Source organism: Oxalobacteraceae bacterium OTU3CAMAD1, from assembly GCA_024123915.1.
Lineage (GTDB): Bacteria > Pseudomonadota > Gammaproteobacteria > Burkholderiales > Burkholderiaceae_D > Rugamonas.
Genome location: CP099650.1, coordinates 5,089,956 through 5,109,335 on the forward strand (window position 1 = coordinate 5,089,956; position 19,380 = coordinate 5,109,335).

The following is a 19,380-nucleotide window of genomic DNA, read 5'->3' on the forward strand; positions in this document are numbered from 1 at the left end:
ATTTGATCAACGCGGCTGAGTGTAATTGATTGGCACGTACTGGTAGCTCTTGCCATACGCGCGCACGTGGCCCAGTCCCGGGAACGACAGGTGCGCGGCGCCGATCAAATATCCACCTTTGGCGGCGGCCGCGAACGCTTCCTTGCGTTCGGCGATGGCGATCGTGCTGTCGGTGTCGAACTGGATGCCCACGCCCGGATCGTCAAACTGCACGCCCTGCACGTGCAGCAAGTCCCCCAGCAACACCAGCTTCTGCCCCTTGCTCTCAATCACGTAGGTGATGTGGCCCACCGTGTGCCCGCCGTTGAAGTACGACTTAATCCCCGGCACCAGCTCGGTGTTGGCGACGATGGGCTGGAACTTGCCGGCCTTGACGTACGGATTGATCGACAGCATCGGCCCCTGGAAACTGTCCTTGCCTTCCGGCGGCGCCTTGTCCAGGTTGGCCTGGCTCAAATAGTAATCCGCGTCGAGCTTGCCCGCGCGGACGATGGCGTTCGGGAACACGCGCTGCTCGTTGCTCGCCAGACCGCCGACGTGGTCGCTGTGCATGTGCGTGATGTAGATCTCGTCGACCTGCTCCGGTTTGTAGCCGGACGCCTTCAGGTTGCCCAGCAACTGCCCCAACGTCGGACCGAACAGGCTGGCGGCGCCCGCGTCGATCAGGACCAGCTTGCTGCCCGTGTTGATCAGGAAACCGTTGACCGAGGTTTGAATCGGGCTCTTCTCGAACACCTTGGCCAGCGCCGCGTCGGTCTTGGCGGGCGGCTGCTTGAGCAGCTTGTTGACCGGCAGGTCCAGGGTGCCGTCGTTCAGCACGGTCACTTCGAAGTCGCCCAAGGTGGTGCGATAAAAGCCCGGCGCCTGGAACTTGGCCATCGGCGCGGCGGCATGGGCAGCCGTTGCCGCGAAGGCGCCGGCGATGGCCACGACGATGGCGGCACGTTGGGTCAAGGTTGTCGAGATCATGGGAGCCCTTTTTTTTGAGAATTATCAGGAACGCTACAATACCTCAAATGCACTATTTTGTGCCGGCCCGTGGCAAATCCGCCCCGCCGCACCCAAAAAGCTATCGACAAAACACAGGCCTTCGCATATGATGAATAATAATCATTCTCATTTAAACGTAGCCGGTGTCCGTCGATCAGCTTACCTCCCATCCCGTCGAAACTCTTTACCATGATCACCACACGTGGCTGCGCGGGTGGCTCCAGCGCAGGCTGAACAACAGCAGCGAGGCCTCCGACCTGGCCCAGGATACCTTCGTCAACGTCATCACGACCGGCTACGCGGGCGACATCCGCGAACCGCGCCCCTTCCTCGCCACCATCGCCCGCCGCCTACTGGCGCACCGCCACCGCCGCCATGTGCTGGAGAACGCCTATCTGGAAGCGCTCGCCGCCCTGCCCGACGCCCACGTGCCCGCGCCCGAGCAGCGCCTGATGGCGATCGAGACGCTGCAGGACATCGACCGCGCGCTGGATGGCCTGCCGCGCGCCGTCAGGGAGGCTTTCTTGCTGGCGCAGCTCGAAGGCTTGACCTACGACCAGATCGCCGCGCGCATGCGGGTGTCGTCCAGCTCGGTCAAGCAATACCTGACGCGCGCCAACCGCCAGGTCTTCGAGGACGTCAGCGCGCGGCTGCGGGAGCTGGATGGCGCCGCAGCCTACCGCGCCCTCTCCCCGATGGCGACCGACCGGCGCAAGACGATGGCGCTGCTGCTGGGCATCGGCATGGCCGGCGCGGCCGGCGCGCTGGCTTTCCGTTCGGAACCTTGCCAACGGCTGGCCGCCGACATGCACACCGGCGTCGGCGAGCGCCGCGCGTGGACCTTGTCGGACGGCACACGCCTGATGCTCAACACCGCCAGCGCGGTCAACGTCGAGTTCGACGAAAAGCGGCGGTTGCTGAAGCTGGTCGCCGGCGAGATCATGATCGTGACCGGTCATGCCGAGGCCGGCGTCGAACGCCCCTTCCTAGTACAAACGGCCGACGGCCGCGTGCAAGCGCTGGGGACGGCCTTCACCGTGCGCCGGCATGCCGGCCAAACCGAAGTAAGCGTACAGAAAGGCGCCGTGCAAGCCACGCCCGCCGACGCGCCGGGCGCCGCACGGATGCTGCGCGCCGGTGAGCAAACGATGTTCTCGTCCACCCACATCGAAGCGCCAACGCCGGCCTCCACCGACAGCGCCGCCTGGACCCTGGGCGCCATCGTCGCGGACAACATGCGCCTGGCCGATTTCCTGGCCGAACTGGGCCGCCACCGCCACGGCGTGCTGCGCTGCGATCCGGCAGTGGCCGATCTGCGCTTTTCCGGAGTATTTCCGCTCACCGATACCGGCGCGATCCTGTCCATGCTGCCGAACTCCCTGCCCGTCCGCATCAGTTCGCGCACCGCGTATTGGGTCACCGTCGAAAGAAAATAAAACTTTTTCTGCCCGATTCGCTTTCTCGCGGCACCTATCAGGTAAGCACTCCACTTTCACTTACTTGAGGAACAACCATGCAGAACCAATTCAAGCGGCGGCCGATCGCCTGCGCAATCTCCCTGTTGATGTGCCTGGGCGGCGCCTTGCCACCGGCGCAGGCGCAAAGCGCGCCGACGCAGAACCAGGCGCAGCAGTTCAACATCGCCGCCGGCCCGCTGGGTCCCGCCCTGCGCCACTTCGCCATGACGGCGGGCATCCCGCTGACCTTCACCGCCGACCAGACCGGAGAAAAACACACCGCCGGCCTGCGCGGCGTCTTCATCCCACAAGACGGCTTTGCCGAGTTGCTGAAGGGCGCCGGGCTGGAAGCGGTACGCATGGACAACGGCGGCTACGTACTGCGCGCTGTCGGGCCACAGGCCGCCAGGGAAACCGCGCTGCCGACGGTAACCGTCACCTCGACCCGCCCCATGACCACCGAGGGCACCGGTTCCTACACGACGGCCGCGACCAACACCGCGACTAGGCTGGAACTGTCGCCGCGCGAAACGCCGCAATCTGTCAGCGTGCTGACCCGGCAGCAGATCGAAGACCAGGGCCTGGTCACGCTGGACGACGCGGTCCAGAGCATCACCGGACTGGTGATGCAAAAGGGCTACTACGCGGGCAACTCCGGCAGTTTCAGCGCGCGCGGCTTCCCGATCACCAATATGATGCTCGACGGCGTGCCCACCAGCATGGGCGCCAACGGCACCTTCAACGCCGACAACGCCGACCTGGTGATCTACGACCGGGTGGAGGTGGTACGCGGCGCCAACGGCTTGACCAGCGGCAGCGGCAATCCGTCTGCCGCCATCAATCTGGTGCGCAAGCGTCCAACCGCCGAACGCCAGGTATCGCTGACCGCCAGCGCGGGCCGCTGGAACGACTACCAGCTGCAACTCGACGCCGCCAACGCCCTCAACGAGGCCAAGTCCCTGCGTGGGCGCGCCGTGGTCAGCGTTCAGGACAAGGATATGTTCTACGACGTCGCGCACGACCGCACGGAACAGCTCTACGGCATCCTGGAGGCCGACCTCGCCCGCGATACCACATTGACCGTCGGCGCCCACTACCGCAAGCTGGAGCACACCGGCGGCTACCAGGATTTTCCAACCCGCGACGACGGTACGTCGCTGGACCTGCCACGCTCGGCGAATCTCGGCAACGCCTATGATTTCTGGGACCAGAGCGACAAGACCGTCTTCGCCGACGTCGACCACCGCTTCGGCAAGGGCTGGAAAGCCCGCGTCTCGGTCATCCGCAAGTGGCAGGATATCGACACCATGTTCTCCGGCTTCGGCGGCCGCGAGGGCCGGACCACGCAGAACACCCAGGCCTACAAGCTGGACAACCAACAGAGCAGTTTCGACGCGACGGTCGGTGGCCCCTTCTCGCTGCTGGGCCGCGCGCACGAAGTGTCCGTCGGTCTGAGCCAGCGCAAAGCTCAGAACGACAACTTCGGCGACTGGGGCGCGCGCGCCACGCCTTTGGCGGTGGACCCGTTCAACTGGAATCCCCATGCCGCCGCTCGTCCCAGCGCCAATTACCAGCGCTGGCGCACGCAAAGCACGGTGCGCGAAAGCGGCCTGTATGGGTCGGCGCGCTTCAGCATCACCGATCCGCTGTCGGTCATCGTCGGCGCGCGCTCGAGCTGGTACGAATTCACCAACGACCGCAACAACACCGGCTACAAAGTTGCGCGCGAAATCACACCATACGCGGGCCTGGTCTACGACCTGGACGCGCGCCACTCGCTGTACGCCAGCTGGACCGAGATCTTCCAGCCGCAAAGCGCGGTGGACGTCAACGGCGACCTGCTCAAGCCCGTCACCGGCACCAACTACGAGGGCGGCATCAAAGGCGAATACTTCGACGGCCTGCTCAACGCCAGCCTGGCCGTGTTCCAGGTCAGCCAGCAAAACCGCGCGATGACAGATCTCAGCGGCCCCTCGCCGTGCCCCGGCACCGCCTCCACCTACTGCTCGCGCGCGGCGGGCGAAGTGGAAAGCAAGGGCATCGAACTGGAGGTCAGCGGCGAACTGTCGCCTGGCTGGCAGGCCACGACGGGCTACACCTACGTCGCCGCCAAATTCGTCAGCGACGCCGACGCCGCCAACATCGGCAAATTGTTCGATGCGGATCTGCCGCGCCACCAGTTCAAAGTGTCGACCAGCTACCGCCTGCCGGGAGATTTGAACCGCTGGCGCGTCGGCGGCTCGCTGTCGGCGCAGAACGCGGTCTACTCGTCCGACAATCCGAACATCCGCCAGGGCGGCTACACGGTCGTGGGGCTGCACGCCGCCTACCAGTTCGACGACCATCTGAGCGTGCGCCTGAACGTGAACAACGCCTTCGACAAGTCGTACCACCAGATCGGCTGGACCGCCGGCGGCAACTCCTACGGCACGCCGCGCGGCGCCACCGTGACCTTGAACTACAAGCTGTAAAGCCGGAAGCGCTTGCCCCGTCGAGGTCGCCAATATAGAATGCGTGCGCGGTTTTTGACCAGGTCCATACCAGCCTGTCAAGAGTGACAAAAAGATAAAACAAGGACAGGGTGGAATGGATGAGCGATTTTGAACTGAAACCGGCGGCGCTGCCGACCTTCTCGCAGCGCCTGTCGTTGCGCGCGCTGAAGCTGGTCGGCTGGCGCGTGCTGTTCCGCCCCCTGCCCGGGCCGCGCGGCATCATGGTGATCTATCCGCACACGTCGAACTGGGACTTTCCGATCGGGTTGCTGTGCAAATGGGCGCTGAATCTTCCGCTGCGCTTTCTGGCCAAGGATTCGCTGTTCAAACCACCGTTCGGCAAATGGTTGCGCGCGATGGGCGGCGAGCCGGTCGAACGCGGCACGCCCAGCGGCACCATCAAAACCCAGGCTGCGCGCATGAACGCGGCCGACTTTTACTGGATGGGCATCACGCCCGAGGGCACGCGCGCCTATCGTCCCAACTGGAAAAGCGGTTTTTACCATCTGGCGCTGGAAGCCAAGGTGCCGCTGGTGCTGGTCTATTTCGACTACGCGACCAAGACGCTGGGCATGGTCGACCATGTTTTCCTGACCGGCGACCAGGAAACCGACATGGCCGCCATCCGCAAGGGCTTCGAAGGCCACAAGGGCCTGTATCCGCAAAACGCGGCGCCGATCGTGTTGTCCGAGCGCCGCGCCGAGCCGCGCGAATAGTTTTACACCGTCGCCGCCAGCATCACGCCGGTGGCGGCGATCGCCGCGCCGGATACCTTCACCGCCAGCGCGGGGCTGATGCGGCCCAGCGTCCGGCCGCTATAAACCAGTATAGTGGTCGCCAACAGCATCCCAAAGGCGCTGGCGGCAGCCGGCAGCTCGTGACCGTGCGCGTTGCCATGCAGGACCGCGAACACGCCCACCATCGTCACGCCAACCGCCGCCGGCAGGCGCGCGGCCACCGCGATCAACACGCCCATCGTCGCCACCGTCAGCGCGATGCCGGTTTCCAGGCCGGGGATCGTCACGCCGGCCACGCCGGTCAGCACGCCCACCAGCACCATGCCGATGAAGGTCGCCGGCAGCCATTTGGCGTTGGACTGGCGCACGCTCCAGATGCCGACGGCGAGCATCGCCAGCAGGTGATCGAGGCCGGTGAATGGGTGGGCGAAGCCTTCGAAGAAGCCGTGGATATGCGCGCCGCCGGCTTGAGGGTGGGCGACGGCGGCGGTGCTGGCCAGCGCCAGCGTGATGGCGAGAGCGGATTTTTTCGACATATGATCTCCTGTTTAAGTATGCGTTTCGAAGATACACGTAGGGCGGATTAGCGCAGCGTAATCCGCCATGGATGCGCCGTCGGCGGCTCAAAGATGGCGGATTACGGCGTTCCGCCTAATCCGCCCTACGTGTCTCTGTGGTTAGGCGGCGTGCGGGGTTTGTCCCAACAATCCCTGTTCGCGGATGAAATCGATGACGGCGGCCACGCCATCGCCACTACGCAAATTGGTGAAGATGAACGGACGCGTGCCGCGTTGCTGCTTGGCGTCGCGCGCCATCACATCCAGGTCCGCGCCCACATGCGGCGCCAGGTCGGTTTTGTTGATGATCAGCAGATCGGAGCGCGTGATGCCAGGACCGCCCTTGCGCGGAATTTTTTCGCCACCGGCGACGTCGATCACGTAAATCGTCAAATCCGACAACTCCGGGCTGAACGTGGCGGCCAGGTTGTCGCCACCCGATTCCACCAGTATCAGATCCAGATTCGGAAAGTCGGCCTGCATGCGCGCGATCGCCTCCAGATTGATCGAGGCATCCTCGCGGATCGCCGTGTGCGGGCAGCCGCCGGTCTCCACGCCCATCAGGCGCTCGGCCGGCAGCGCGTCCGCGCGCAGCAGGATCTCCATGTCTTCCTTGGTATAGATGTCGTTGGTGATGACGGCCATGTCGAACTGGTCGCGCATGCCCTTGCAGAGCATTTCGCACAAAGCGGTTTTGCCCGAGCCTACCGGACCACCGATGCCGACGCGTAAAGGATTGCAAGTATTCATATGTTTTATATTGTTTATCTGGTTATGATCTATAAAGACGGCTGTACTGGACCTCGTGCCGCATCGACAACAACGACAATCCCGGCGACCAGTTGCACATATCGTCGTCGGAAACGGTTTGCGCGTATCGCGCCGCCGCCTCGATATCCCCGCGCAGCGACAGCAGCATGCGCTGGCCGGCCACCTGCCCCAACGGAACGGATTTGACGCATACCAGCACCTGGTTCTCGGCCCACGCGAACAGCATCGCCAGCAGCGCAGCGTCGTGGGGAATTTCCAGCGCCGCCACCGCGCAGGCGAAGGCGGTCGGCAACGCCACTTCGGGCTCCCCTTGCAACCGCGCCAGCATCTCGGCGTCGACGATACCCAGTTCGGCCACTAGCTTGGTCAGCGAATAACCCATCTGGATGGTCTCGGCGCGGAATTCGGCACTGTCGCGCGAGGCGACGAAACGCTCGCTCCATTCGGCCACCGCCGCCCAGTCGCGGCGCGACCAGGCTTGCATCAGCCGCCAGCTCACCGGTGCTTCCCACCGCGCAACCACCTCGTGCAGGTGGCGCAGTATCCATGCGCGCGCCTGCTCGGCGTTGGTGACCATGCCGTTTTCCAGCGCGGCCTCCAGCCCCTGCGAATAGCTGTAGGCGCCGATCGGCAGGGCCGGGCTGGCGAACTGCAGCAAATTCAATAATGCGGATGCCTGCATCAGAATTGACTCACCGTTGGCTCATTTCGGATCGCTCGGACGGTGGATCTTCTGGCGCAGCGGGATCGGCGCAAGCGGATGATGGCCGCCGTCATCATGGTGCGCGTGACCGCCGCCATAGGCGCCCGATTCCGGCTCGAAGGCGGCCTGCTCTTCTTCGACCTTGGCGCCCAGGCCGGCCAGCATTTCCTTCAGCACCGCGTCGGCGCGGATGCGCAGGAAGCCGTCGCCGACCTGCGCCTGCGTATGGCGGTTACCGAGATGGAAGGCGCAGCGCAGCAAGGTGTGGGCGTCGGCGCAGGTGACCTTGTAGGTCGGCTCCGGCGCGGCCACCACCTTGACCACGCGCTTGTCTTCGCCGGTCAGAAGGTCGCCGTCGCGCAGCACGGTGCCGCGCACGGTGAAGACGGCGACGTCCTCGCCGGTGTCCAGCGTGGCGCGCAGGCGGCATTTCTCGCGCAGTTCGTAAGGCAGCACCAGCTGCGCAGCGATGTTTGCCGCCGCGTGGTCGGCCGGTGAAAGTTTGGTATGTAATGTCAGCATCGGGTCGATAAAAAACGTTAGAACAGGAAGTAACGCTGCGCCATCGGCAGCACGGAGGCCGCTTCGCAGACCAGCAGCTCGCCGTCGGCGCGCACTTCGTAGGTTTCGGGATCGACTTCCATCTTCGGCGTGGCGCCGTTGTGGATCATGTGGTGCTTGCGCAGCGCGCGCATATCCTTGGCGACGATGAGGGTTTTATTCAGCTTAAGCTTGTCGCCGATGCCGTCGTCGTACGCCGCCTGCGAGACGAAGGTGAACGACTTTTTCAGCCCGCCGCCGAAGGCGCCGAACATCATCCTGTAGTGCACCGGCTGCGGCGTCGGGATCGACGCGTTCGGGTCGCCCATCTGGGCGGCGGCGATCATGCCGCCCTTAAGGATCGTCGACGGCTTGACGCCGAAGAAGGCCGGCTTCCACAGCACCAGGTCGGCGATTTTCCCCACTTCCACCGAACCCACCGCGTGCGCGATGCCGTGCGTGATGGCCGGGTTGATGGTGTACTTGGCGACGTAGCGCTTGACGCGGAAGTTGTCGTTGCGCGAGGAATCCGGCGCCAGCGGTCCACGTTGCACCTTCATCTTATGCGCCGTCTGCCAGGTGCGCATAACGACTTCACCGACGCGGCCCATGGCCTGCGAGTCGGACGACATCATCGAGATGGCGCCGATGTCGTGCAGGATGTCCTCGGCGGCGATGGTCTCGCGGCGGATGCGCGACTCGGCGAAGGCCACGTCCTCGGCGATCGCCGCGTCCAGGTGGTGGCAGACCATCAGCATGTCGAGGTGTTCGTCGAGCGTGTTGACGGTGAACGGGCGGGTTGGATTGGTCGACGATGGCAGCACATTGCCCTCGCCGACGGCGGCGATGATGTCCGGCGCGTGGCCGCCGCCCGCCCCTTCGGTGTGGAAGGTGTGGATGGTGCGGTCCTTGAACGCGGCCAGCGTGTCCGCCAGATAACCGCCCTCGTTGAGGGTGTCGCTGTGAATCGCCACCTGGATGTCCATCTTGTCGGCCACGCTCAGGCAGTTGTCGATGGCGGCCGGCGTGCTGCCCCAGTCTTCGTGCAGTTTGAGGCCGATGGCGCCGGCGCGCACCTGCTCCTCCAGCGGCTCCGGCAGACTGACGTTGCCCTTGCCGAGGAAGCCCAGGTTCATCGGAAAGGCGTCGGCCGCGCCCAGCATCGAATGCAGGTGCCACGGTCCCGGCGTGCAGGTGGTGGCGGAAGTGCCGGCCGACGGCCCGGTGCCGCCGCCGATCATCGTCGTCACGCCGCTCATCAAAGCCTCCTCGATCTGCTGCGGGCAGATGAAATGGATGTGTGTGTCGACGCCGCCGGCGGTGACGATTTTGCCCTCGCCGGCGATGATCTCGGTGGCGCCGGCGATGATCATCGTCACGCCGGGCTGGATGTCCGGGTTGCCGGCCTTGCCGATGGCGGCGATCATGCCGTCCTTGATGCCGATGTCCGCCTTGACGATGCCCCAGTGGTCGATGATGATCGCGTTGGTGATGACGGTGTCCATCACCAACGGGTCGGAGCGCACGCGCTGCGACTGGCCCATGCCGTCGCGGATCACTTTGCCGCCGCCAAATTTGACTTCTTCGCCGTAGATGGCGTAATCGTGCTCGATTTCGATAAACAGTTCGGTGTCTGCCAGACGGACGCGGTCCCCTTTGGTGGGACCGAACATTTCCGAGTAGGCGCGGCGCGAGATTGTAGCCATGTTAGCCTTTTATTATTAGCTTTTCGGTGGGTTGGTATCCAGCTTGCCCATCACTTTTCCATTGAAGCCGTAGACCTTCTGGTCTCCGCCCAGCTTCACCAGCTCGACGGTGCGCTGCTGTCCCGGCTCGAAGCGCACGGCGGTGCCGGCGGCGATGTTCAGGCGCCGCCCGTAGGCCTTCCAGCGCTCGAACTTGAGCTCCGTGTTCACTTCGAAAAAGTGGAAGTGCGAGCCGACTTGCACCGGCCGGTCGCCCTGGTTGGTCACCACCACGCTCTCGGTTTCGCGGCCCTCATTGAGGCCGATCTCGCCCTCCGTGAGCAGATATTCACCGGGTATCATAGTGAGCTCCTTAAAAAAGGTGTCATGTGGTGGTTCGGGTTGGAACGCGGATTGGAACGTAAACAGGTATTCATGATGCGGTTCAGGGTATCGGGTTGTGCACGGTGACCAGCTTGCTGCCGTCGGGGAAAGTGGCTTCCACCTGGATGTCCGGGATCATCTCCGGTATCCCTTCCATGACCTGGTCGCGCGTCAGTATCTGGGTGCCGTCGGCCATCAACTGGGCTACCGACTTGCCGTCGCGCGCGCCCTCCATGATGGCGCAGGTGATCAACGCGATCGCCTCCGGATAATTCAATTTCAGGCCGCGCGCGAGGCGGCGCTCGGCCACGATGCCGGCGGTGAAGATCAGCAGCTTGTCTTTTTCTCTTGGAGTCAGATCCATGTTCGGGGTTCCAGTATCAGGTTTGCCAGATGCGCGGCGTGACGGCCTCGCGCTGCAGCAGATGCGGGCGCACGCGGCGCCAGACGATGAGCATGAGGCGGCGCGCGGTTTCGCTGTCGTCGCCCAGATGGCGCGCCACCAGCACGCCCTTGGTATGGGTGATGCCGAAGGCGTGGTCGCCGTCGGCGGCGATGTCGGCGCGGATGTGGGACAGCAGCTCGGTCAGCACGGCGGCCGGCAGCGGTTTGCCGGCGGCGATCAAGGTGGCGCAGACGGTGTGGCCGTTCAGCGCCAGCGGACTGCCGAGGCGACCGCCAACCATCGCGCCCTGCTCCCACCAGATCAACTTACCGTCGCGGCGGATGCTGCTGCGCTGCGTGACGGTGCCGGTGTTGAATACTTCGCCCGAGCCGCGACGGCCCATGCACAGGATCTCGCAGCCGATGAAGGTGGCGCCGGCCGCCAGTTCCACGTGCTGCTCGAGCACCACGTTAGCGGTATCAAAAAAGATGGTTTCCTGCGGCAGCCATTCGAGCGCGGCGCCTTCGTTCAGGTGCAGATGCACGGCCTGGCGTGAGACTTTGCCATTGGCCTTGTACCATTTGGCGGCGCCGGGGGTGGTGATGAAGGCGTGGGCGCGGTCGCCGACGCCGATGTCGATAGCCAGCTGGTCGCCGCCAACCACGCCGCCCGGCGGATGAACCACGATGGCGTGGCACACTTTGCCGTCTTCCGGGTACAGCGCCTTCTGCACGCGCAGCGGGCCGTAGTGGATGTTGTTGAACAGCCGTGTGGTGCCGGCGTCGTCCGCGAATCCGAGCGTGAGACTGGCCTGCCAGGCGGCGTGGGCGGCGCTGGCGGCGAGGTCGGACGGAACGGTGCAATCGGGCATAACTTGGCGGTTTTATAAATAATGTCTGTCATATGCAAGCGGTGTGCCAGCAGAAAGCGCGGCCCATGCTGCCCCACGCAACCTTAACGCACCAATTCGGTGCGATTGCACCACTACAGTGCGATTGGCAACTTGATCACGTAGAGCGGATTAGGCGGAACGCCGTAATCCGCCAATGCGTGCCCCGTCGAAACGCATGCATGGCCGATTACGCTTCGCTAATCCGCCCTACGTGGATCAACTATTGATCCAGCCGCAAGTATGCTTTGCCCGGCCAGGTCTTTTTGCGCGGCGCATCCGTCGCCATACTGAATGCATCCAAATTTAAACGGGAGCAAAACATGAAGGTATTCGTCACAGGCGCGGCGGGATTTATCGGCGGTTCGATCGCGGCGGGGCTGGTCAAGGCCGGCCATCAGGTTATCGGGCTGGTTCGCCAACCGGAGCAAATCGAGGAACTCAAGAAAATCGGCGTGACCGGCGTGGTCGGCACGCTCGACGACCGCGAACTACTGATCGCACAGGCGCGGTCGGCGGACGCCGTCGTCAACGCGGCCAGCAGCGACAACCGCACAGCGGTGGAAGCCATCATCGATGGCCTTTCCGGCTCGGGCAAGGTGTTCCTGCACACCAGCGGCTCGAGCATCGTCGGCGACGCCTCCGGTGGCCTGGGCACCGATAAGGTTTACTACGAGGACCAGCTGCCGGAACCGACGCCGGACAAAGCGGCCCGCGTCGCCATCGACAACCTGGTGCTGGCGGCCGCCGGCAGGGGTGTGCGTTCGACGGTGCTATGCAATACGCTGATCTACGGTCATGGCGCGCTGCCGCGCGACAGCGTGCAGTTGCCTCGATTGCTTAAGCAGGCGCGCAAGAGCGGCATCGTGCGCCATGTCGGGCCGGGCTTGAATGTCTGGTCCAACGTCCATATCGACGATGTGGTCGACCTGTATCTGCTGGCGTTGGAGAAGACCGAGGCCGGCGCGTTCTATTTCGTCGAAAGCGGCGAAGCGTCGTTCCGCGACATGACGGCGGCGATGGCGCGCGCGCTCGGCATGGGCGATGCGCAGGATTGGCCGCTGGAGCAGGCCAAGGAGGAATGGGGGTATGAGATGGCGTCTTACGGGCTGGGGTCCAACAGTCGCGTGCGGGGTAAGCGCGGTCGCGAGCAATTGGGGTGGAAGCCGCACCGGCTGCCGGTGCTGGAGTGGATTGCCACCGACATGCTGCGATAACCCGGCCAGCCTTTAGCGGTAAGCCCGAGTCACCACTTAGGGGTCGTACCCTTTGGGGTACGACCCCGCATGGGGGTGCGGGTTAACGGCCGCTGAAACCAACCCTAATCCAGGTTCGGATAAGGGCTCTTGCCACCTTCCTTGATGAACAAATCGATACGCGCCTCGAGCACCGGCAGCGGCACCGAACCCAATTGCAGCACCGTGTCGTGGAAAGCGCGGATATCGAACTTCGATCCCAGCGCCGCCTCGGCCTTCTTGCGCGCGTTGATGATGCTCATCTCGCCCAGATAATAAGACAGCGCCTGCCCCGGCCACGAAATATACCGGTCCACCTCCGTCTCGATCTCGTGCTCCGACAACGCGGTATTGGCCTTCAAATAATCCTGCGCCTGTTTACGCGTCCAGCCCTTGCTGTGGATGCCCGTGTCGACCACCAGCCGCGAAGCCCTCCAAGCCTGATAACTGAGCATGCCGAACACCTCATACGGCGTCTCGTACATCCCCATCTCGACACCCAGCCGCTCGCTATACAGCGCCCAGCCCTCGCCGTAAGCCGAGATATAAGCGTTGCGGAACGCCGGACGGCCCTTCTGCTCCATCGCCACCGGCATCTGGAACGCGTGGCCCGGCGCCGATTCGTGCAGGGTCAGCGCCGGCATGCTGTACAACGCGCGCGACGGCAGGTTGTAGGTGTTGACCAGATAAACACCAGGACCGCCGCGCCCCGACGTGTAGAACGGCGCCTGGTCGTCCGGCACCGGAATCACGGCGAAGCGGCGGCGTGGCAAATAGCCAAAGTACTGGCCAACCTTGGCGTCGAACTTCTTGGCCACCCAGGCGGAGCGCATCAGCAGCTCCTCGGGCGTCTTGGCGTAGAAGCGCGAGTCCGTACGCAGGAACTGCAGGAAGGCCGGCAGGTCGCCTTCGAAACCGGTCTGCTTGATCACGTCCAGCATCTCGGCGCGGATCTTGGCCATTTCGCTCACGCCGATCTGGTGGATCTGGTCGGCGCTCATCGTCGTGGTGGTGAATTCGACGATCTTCGACTGGTAGTAGGCCTTACCGTCCGGCAGATTCTCCGCCGCCAGGTCCTCGCGCGATGCGGGCACGTACTCCTCGCGCATGAACTTGAGCAGATTGCGGTACGACGGCAGCACGTAGGTCTCGATCGCCTTGACGCCCTCCGCCCGCAGTTCTTCCTGCCGGGCCGCCGGGATGGTCGCGGGCATGGCCTTGAACGGCATGTAGAACACTGTGTCCTGCGGCGTCTTGGCCTCGGTCACCGAGGTGATGGAGCCATCGCGGCCGATCAGCGTGACCTTCGGCGGCGTGAAGCCGCGCGCCATCCCGGCGCGCATGTTCACGATCTGGTCGTTGAAGTAGCGCGGCACGTCCGACAGCTGCTTGATGTACTCCTGGTATTCCTTTTCCTTGGTCAGCACGTTGCGCGCGGCGCCCGCCATGTTGGACCAGAAGGCCGTGTCGGCGTTGAGCGGCTTTTCATATTCGCGGAACTTCTGGGCGTCGATCAGGGCGCCGATCTGCGCCTTGTAGACCTGGTAGTTGATCAATTCCTCTGCCGACAGCTTGTCCTGCTTGATGCCGTCGAGCTTTTTCATCACGTCCTGCCAGTAGGCCAGGCGCTTTTGCTGGGTGGCCGGGTCGATGCGGGGCAGCGTCGTCGATCCGCCCTTCTCGTCGTCCTCGCCCTCCTCCATCTTCTGGCTCAGGCGCCAGGTCCACTCCTGGGTGTAGATGGTTTTGAATTGCGCATCGGCCGGTCCGGCCTTGGCCGCCGGCGCGGTGGCCGCTGTGGCAGGGGTGGCAGCAAATGCCGCGTTCAGCGATAAGACCATGCATGCGCCAGCGATGACGGCGCCGAACTTCTTTTCCATAGAACTCCAGTGGTGGAAGGGTTGATTACATGTCCAACAAATTGCGTCGTTCGCGCAGCAGCGCGGTGAAGGCCTCGCCGTTGAGCGGAGGACTGAAATAATATCCTTGCATCTCGTCGCATCCGCGCTCGGTCAGGAAGCGCACCTGCTCGCGCGTCTCCACACCCTCGGCGATCACCCGCATGTTCAGGTTATGCGCCAGCGAGATCACCGACAGCGCGATCGCCGCGTCGTTGGCGCTGGTGGTGACGTCGTCGACGAACGATTTGTCGATCTTGAGCACGTCGATGGGGAAGCGTTTGAGGTAACTGAGGCTGGAATAGCCGGTGCCGAAGTCGTCGAGCGAGATGCTCACGCCGATGTCCTTGAGTTTGCGCAGCGCCGCCACCGCCTTGTTCGGATCGCCCATCACCGTGCCCTCGGTGATCTCCAGGCCCAGGCAGGCGGGCGCGATGCCGTATTTGCGCAAGGTGCCCTCCACATATGGCACGGTGGCGTCATTGGCGAACTGCCCGGCGGCCAGATTGACCGCCACCTTGATGTCGCCCAGGCCCTGGTCCTGCCACACCTTGATCTGCGCGCACACGCTTTCGAGCACCCACTCGCCGATCGAATTGACCAGGCCATACTCCTCGGCCAGCGGGATGAAGCGGTTCGGCGGCACCCGGCCCAGCACAGCATTGTTCCAGCGCAGCAGCGCCTCGGCGCCGACCATCACGCCGCTTTTCAGGCACATTTGCGGCTGGTAGTGGACCTCGAACTCGTTGCGGGCGATGGCGCCGCGCAGCTGGCCCTGGATCGCCAGCTTGTCGCGGATCTCCGCATCCATGCGCTCGGTGAAGAAGGCGTAGTTGTCGCGGCCGATCTCCTTGGCCCGGAACAGCGCCGTGTCGGCGTTGCGCACCAGTTCATCGAAGCTGTCGCCGTCGGTCAGGCTGACGGCGATGCCGATGCTGGAGGTGACGGTGATTTGCTGGCCCTCGATCACCAGCTCCCTGCGCAGGCCGGCCAGGATCTTCTGCGCCATCGGCATCGTCGCGCTCAATTGCGCGTCGTCGGCGACGATGATCTGGAACTCGTCGCCGCCCTGGCGGGTGACGGTGTCACCCTCGCGCACGCAATCGGTCAGGAAGCGCGAGATCACCTGCAGCGCCTTGTCGCCGACATCGTGGCCGTAGGAGTCGTTGATGCTCTTGAAGCGATCCATGTCCAGGCACATGACGGCCACGCAGCCGCCCTCGCGGCGCGCCGTGCCCAGGGTCTGATCGAAGCGCTGGCGCGCCAGCAGGCGATTGGGCAGCCCGGTGAGCGCGTCGTGGTTGGACAGGAAATCGATCAGTTGCTGCTCGGCCTTGCGTTCGGTGATATCCATGAACACGGCCACGTGGTTGACCACCTGGCCGGTGTCGTCGCGCACCACGGAGGCGCTCAGCAGGCCGGGATAGACGTCGCCGTTCTTGCGGCGGGCCATGATCTCGCCCGACCACAGGCCGGTGCTCATCACCGACTGCAGCATCTGGTCGAAGGCGGCGGCGTCCTGCTCGCCGGCGTGCAACATGACGACGTTCTTGCCGATCACCTCCTGCGCCTCGTAGCCGGAGATCTGCGTGAAGGCGGGATTGGTGGCGACGATGCGCGCCTCGCGGTCGGTGACGACGATGGCGTCCTGCGTGGCCTCGAACACCTGGCTGGCCAGGCGCAGGAACTCCTCGTTGGCGCGGCGCTGCTCGATCTCCTTGGCCAGTTCCTCGGTGCGCTCGGCAACGCGCTGCTCGAGCAGCGACCGTTCGACCGCCAGCGCGTGCTGCGCGCGGCTCAGGCGCACGTGGGCGTCGGTGCGGGCCAGGATCTCCTCCGCCTGGAACGGCTTGGCGATGAAATCGACCGCGCCGAGCGCGAAGCCGCGCACCTTGTCGTCGGTGTCGTGCTGCGCCGACAGGAAGATCACCGGCACGTTGCACAGCTCCGGCGACGCCTTCAGGCGGCGGCACACCTCGAAACCGTCGATGCCGGGCATGCGGATGTCGAGCAGGATCAGCTCCGGCGGACGCGACTGGGCGGTCCACAGCGCCAGCTCGCCGTTGGGTGCCTGGCGCACGTAGTAGCCGGCCTCCGTCAGCAGGTCGCTCAGCAGCTTGAGCGAGGCCGGCGTGTCCTCCACGATCAGCACTTCGCCCTTGGTGTGTTGTTCCGATAAATCCCGGTGCATGTAAAACTCTCTCGCCTTGTTTCGCCGCCGCTGTCCGCCAAAAGGATACCGGCGATGTCGTCACGTCACGCATCGCCCCGCTTACTTGCCTCTATTACTTGCCTCTATTACTTGCCTTATTACTTGCCTCTAATGCCCACCTCTACACCATTACCATTAACATGTACTATTAATATTACTAATATATACACTAACTACTATCATATACCTGTCGGGCCTATGCCTCCAGTTCGCTACCCGCTTGGTCCAGCAACGCGCATAGCTGCGGGTACTGGTGCAGCCGCACCATATGCTCGATGCGCTCGACCACGCCGCCCAGCTGCGCCGGCAAGGGCCGCAGCAGCAGCGCCACGCGGCCCAGGTTGAGCTCCTGCAGCGCCACCTTGAGCTGGCGGCGCAGCGCCGGGTCGAGCCGGGCCAAGTCGGCGCCCGACAGCGGCGCATTGGCGTCGGCGCCCTCGTCGGCGACCACCACGCGGCGCCCGCGCTGCGGCGCCTCCAGCGCCGGCGTGTCCTCGTCCGCCTCGGCGTCGGCCACCGGCACCTTGATCGTGAACTGGAACGTGGCGCCGTCGCCGCGCACCGACTGCACCGACAGCACGCCGCCCATCAGCTGGACGAACTCGCGCGAGATGGCCAGTCCCAGGCCGGTGCCCTCCTTGGCGCCAGGCCCCTCGGCCTGGACGAAGGGCTCGAAAATGCGGGTCTGGTCGATCGGCGAGATGCCCGGGCCGTCGTCGATGACCGCGAACGCCAGCTCGCACTCGCCGGCCCCGTCGACCTTGCGCATGGCGCCGCGCACCCGCAACGTGACCTTGCCCTGGCCGGTGAACTTGACCGCGTTAGACATCAGGTTGAGCAGCACCTGACGCAGCTTGGTGCCGTCCACGCGCGCCCCGGCCGGCACGCCGGCGCTGTCGAGTTCCAGCTCGACGCCGGTCTGGCCGGCGCGCATGCTGACCATGTCCATCACTTCCTGCAGGATCTCGTCGATGCTCATGATCTCCGTCTGCAGCACCGCGCGCCCGGCCTCGATCTTGGACAGCTCCAGGATATCGTTGATCAGGGTAAGCAGATGCTCGCCCGAGCGGTGGATGATCGCCAGGTTGCGTTTTTCCTCCGGCAGCATGTTCTTCGAATCGGCCATCAGGCGCGAAAAGCCGATCACGGAATTGAGCGGCGTGCGCAACTCGTGGCTCATATTGGCCAGGAAGATGCTCTTGGCCTGGTTGGCCGCCTGCGCCTGGCGCACCGCCACCGACAGCGCGTTGGTGCGCTCGGCCACCAGCTCCTCCAAGTGGATGCGGTGGCGGCGCAGCTCCTGCTCGGCCACCTTGTGCCCGGTGATGTCGTAATTGACGCCCACCACGCGCGCGGGATGGCCGTCGGCGTCGCGGAAGATCATCGCCTCGCCTTTCATGTAGTGCAGCGAACCGTCCGGCCAGACCACGCGGAATTCGGCGTCGAAGTCGCCACGCCCGCTCAGGGCGCGGTCCAGCAGCGCGCGCACCGGGATGGCGTCGTCCGGATGCATGCGCGCTATCCACTGGTCCACGGAGCCGGCCGCGCCGGCGGGTGTGGCGTGGTCCATGCCGTACAGGCGGTGCATCTGCTCGTCCCACACCAATTCGTCGCTGACGATGTTCCAGTCCCAGATGCCGATGGCCGCCGCGCTGCTGGCGATCTGCAGCCGCTCCTCGCTGGCGTGCATGGCCACGTAGCGGCTGTCCATCAGGCGCACCATGTCGCGGATCGAGGAATTGAGGGTTTTCAGCTCGCCGAAAAACCAGTCGCGCGGCGGCAAGGCGCCCGGATTCTGGCCCGCCTTGACGTTGGCGGCGTAGCGTTCGATGGTGGTGATGGGTTTGAAAATCAACTGCGACAGCAGCAGATAGAGGCTGAAGACGAGAGTCACGTCGAGCACGAAGATCATGCCGATAATGGTGTAGAGCCGCTTGCGCAGCTGCTCGAGCAGCAGCACCGGCGAGGCGTACACGGTGATGGCGCCGATGTTGCGGCCGGCGGCGACGATGGGGCGCCGCTCCGACAGCAGCTCCGGGTTGTCCGGCTCGCGCGCCACCTCCACCAGATGTCCGGCGTTGTCGCGGGTGAGGATGAAGGGACGGCTGCCGGCGGCCGGCACCACCGCGCTGGCGTACAGGTCGCGGTTGCTCAAACCGCTGCGCATGATGGTGGTGATCTGGGTCTCGTCGAAGTTCCATGCCGGCAGGGCCACGGCGGACGCCAGCTCGTCGGCGCTGTTGGACAGCGTCTGGCGCAACTGCTCCCAGCGATGAGCCCTCTCCACCTGGTAGAAATACAGCGCGAAGGTGGTCAATACCAAAGTCACCACGGCTGTCAGCGTGACGCTGACGAACATGGCGATGGAGATTCTGCCTGCGCGGCGGGCAAGTCGGTACAGCATCGGCAACCAGTCGATAGTTAGGCTATGGGGCTCCGATGGCA

The 19,380-nt window shown here is 64.4% G+C and carries 16 protein-coding genes; 4 read left to right on the forward strand and 12 right to left on the reverse strand.

Going from position 1 to position 19,380, the window contains the following annotated elements:
* Positions 1 to 6: 6 nt before the first annotated feature.
* On the reverse strand, positions 7 to 969 hold the full coding sequence (locus NHH88_21565) for an MBL fold metallo-hydrolase (GenBank protein ID USX12274.1): 963 nt from the start codon (positions 967 to 969) through the stop codon (positions 7 to 9).
* A gap of 164 nt (positions 970 to 1,133) precedes the next feature.
* Here NHH88_21565 and NHH88_21570 point away from each other — a divergent pair, with 164 nt between their 5' ends.
* The 3 genes from NHH88_21570 (at position 1,134) to NHH88_21580 (ending at position 5,655) form a co-directional block, all read left to right on the forward strand.
* Entirely contained in the window at positions 1,134 to 2,426 is a 1,293-nt protein-coding gene (locus NHH88_21570) for a sigma-70 family RNA polymerase sigma factor (protein ID USX12275.1), read from the forward strand.
* A gap of 77 nt (positions 2,427 to 2,503) precedes the next feature.
* Positions 2,504 to 4,918, forward strand: coding sequence for a TonB-dependent receptor (locus NHH88_21575; GenBank protein USX12276.1), 2,415 nt, complete (start codon positions 2,504 to 2,506; stop codon positions 4,916 to 4,918).
* 119 nt (positions 4,919 to 5,037) lie between these two features.
* Positions 5,038 to 5,655, forward strand: a complete 618-nt coding sequence (locus tag NHH88_21580) for a 1-acyl-sn-glycerol-3-phosphate acyltransferase (GenBank protein USX12277.1) — start codon at positions 5,038 to 5,040, stop codon at positions 5,653 to 5,655.
* Between the two features lie 2 nt (positions 5,656 to 5,657).
* On the opposite strand, the gene NHH88_21585 is transcribed toward NHH88_21580, so the two are convergent.
* The 8 genes from NHH88_21585 to NHH88_21620 all read right to left on the reverse strand — a co-directional run bounded on the left by NHH88_21585 (position 5,658) and on the right by NHH88_21620 (position 11,572).
* Positions 5,658 to 6,212, reverse strand: coding sequence for a HupE/UreJ family protein (locus tag NHH88_21585; GenBank protein ID USX12278.1), 555 nt, complete (start codon positions 6,210 to 6,212; stop codon positions 5,658 to 5,660).
* Positions 6,213 to 6,353: 141 nt separating this feature from the next.
* Positions 6,354 to 6,983, reverse strand: coding sequence for an urease accessory protein UreG (gene ureG / locus NHH88_21590; GenBank protein ID USX12279.1), 630 nt, complete (start codon positions 6,981 to 6,983; stop codon positions 6,354 to 6,356).
* 22 nt (positions 6,984 to 7,005) lie between these two features.
* Positions 7,006 to 7,686 (reverse strand): urease accessory protein UreF, encoded by a 681-nt coding sequence (locus tag NHH88_21595; GenBank protein ID USX12280.1) that lies wholly within the window; start codon positions 7,684 to 7,686, stop codon positions 7,006 to 7,008.
* A gap of 21 nt (positions 7,687 to 7,707) precedes the next feature.
* Entirely contained in the window at positions 7,708 to 8,229 is a 522-nt protein-coding gene (gene ureE / locus NHH88_21600; protein USX12281.1) for an urease accessory protein UreE, read from the reverse strand.
* Positions 8,230 to 8,246: 17 nt separating this feature from the next.
* Positions 8,247 to 9,953 carry an urease subunit alpha gene (ureC, locus tag NHH88_21605; protein USX12282.1) on the reverse strand — a complete coding sequence of 569 codons (1,707 nt, stop codon included), beginning with the start codon at positions 9,951 to 9,953 and terminating at the stop codon, positions 8,247 to 8,249.
* A 15-nt stretch (positions 9,954 to 9,968) separates the two neighbouring features.
* Positions 9,969 to 10,295: an urease subunit beta gene (locus NHH88_21610; GenBank protein ID USX12283.1), complete on the reverse strand. Its 327-nt coding sequence runs from the start codon at positions 10,293 to 10,295 to the stop codon at positions 9,969 to 9,971.
* An 82-nt stretch (positions 10,296 to 10,377) separates the two neighbouring features.
* The gene (locus NHH88_21615; GenBank protein ID USX12284.1) at positions 10,378 to 10,680 is read right to left on the reverse strand and encodes an urease subunit gamma; all 303 of its coding nucleotides are present in this window, start codon (positions 10,678 to 10,680) and stop codon (positions 10,378 to 10,380) included.
* 16 nt (positions 10,681 to 10,696) lie between these two features.
* Entirely contained in the window at positions 10,697 to 11,572 is an 876-nt protein-coding gene (locus NHH88_21620) for an urease accessory protein UreD (protein ID USX12285.1), read from the reverse strand.
* Positions 11,573 to 11,913: 341 nt separating this feature from the next.
* Between NHH88_21620 and NHH88_21625 the strand changes: the two genes are divergently transcribed.
* Positions 11,914 to 12,807, forward strand: a complete 894-nt coding sequence (locus NHH88_21625) for an NAD-dependent epimerase/dehydratase family protein (protein USX12286.1) — start codon at positions 11,914 to 11,916, stop codon at positions 12,805 to 12,807.
* A gap of 104 nt (positions 12,808 to 12,911) precedes the next feature.
* On the opposite strand, the gene NHH88_21630 is transcribed toward NHH88_21625, so the two are convergent.
* The 3 genes from NHH88_21630 to NHH88_21640 all read right to left on the reverse strand — a co-directional run bounded on the left by NHH88_21630 (position 12,912) and on the right by NHH88_21640 (position 19,339).
* A complete protein-coding gene (locus NHH88_21630) occupies positions 12,912 to 14,705 on the reverse strand; it encodes a DUF885 family protein (protein USX12287.1) in 1,794 nt (597 codons plus the stop codon).
* 25 nt (positions 14,706 to 14,730) lie between these two features.
* The gene (locus NHH88_21635) at positions 14,731 to 16,914 is read right to left on the reverse strand and encodes an EAL domain-containing protein (GenBank protein ID USX12288.1); all 2,184 of its coding nucleotides are present in this window, start codon (positions 16,912 to 16,914) and stop codon (positions 14,731 to 14,733) included.
* A gap of 217 nt (positions 16,915 to 17,131) precedes the next feature.
* Positions 17,132 to 19,339 (reverse strand): ATP-binding protein, encoded by a 2,208-nt coding sequence (locus NHH88_21640; protein ID USX12289.1) that lies wholly within the window; start codon positions 19,337 to 19,339, stop codon positions 17,132 to 17,134.
* Positions 19,340 to 19,380: the final 41 nt, after the last annotated feature.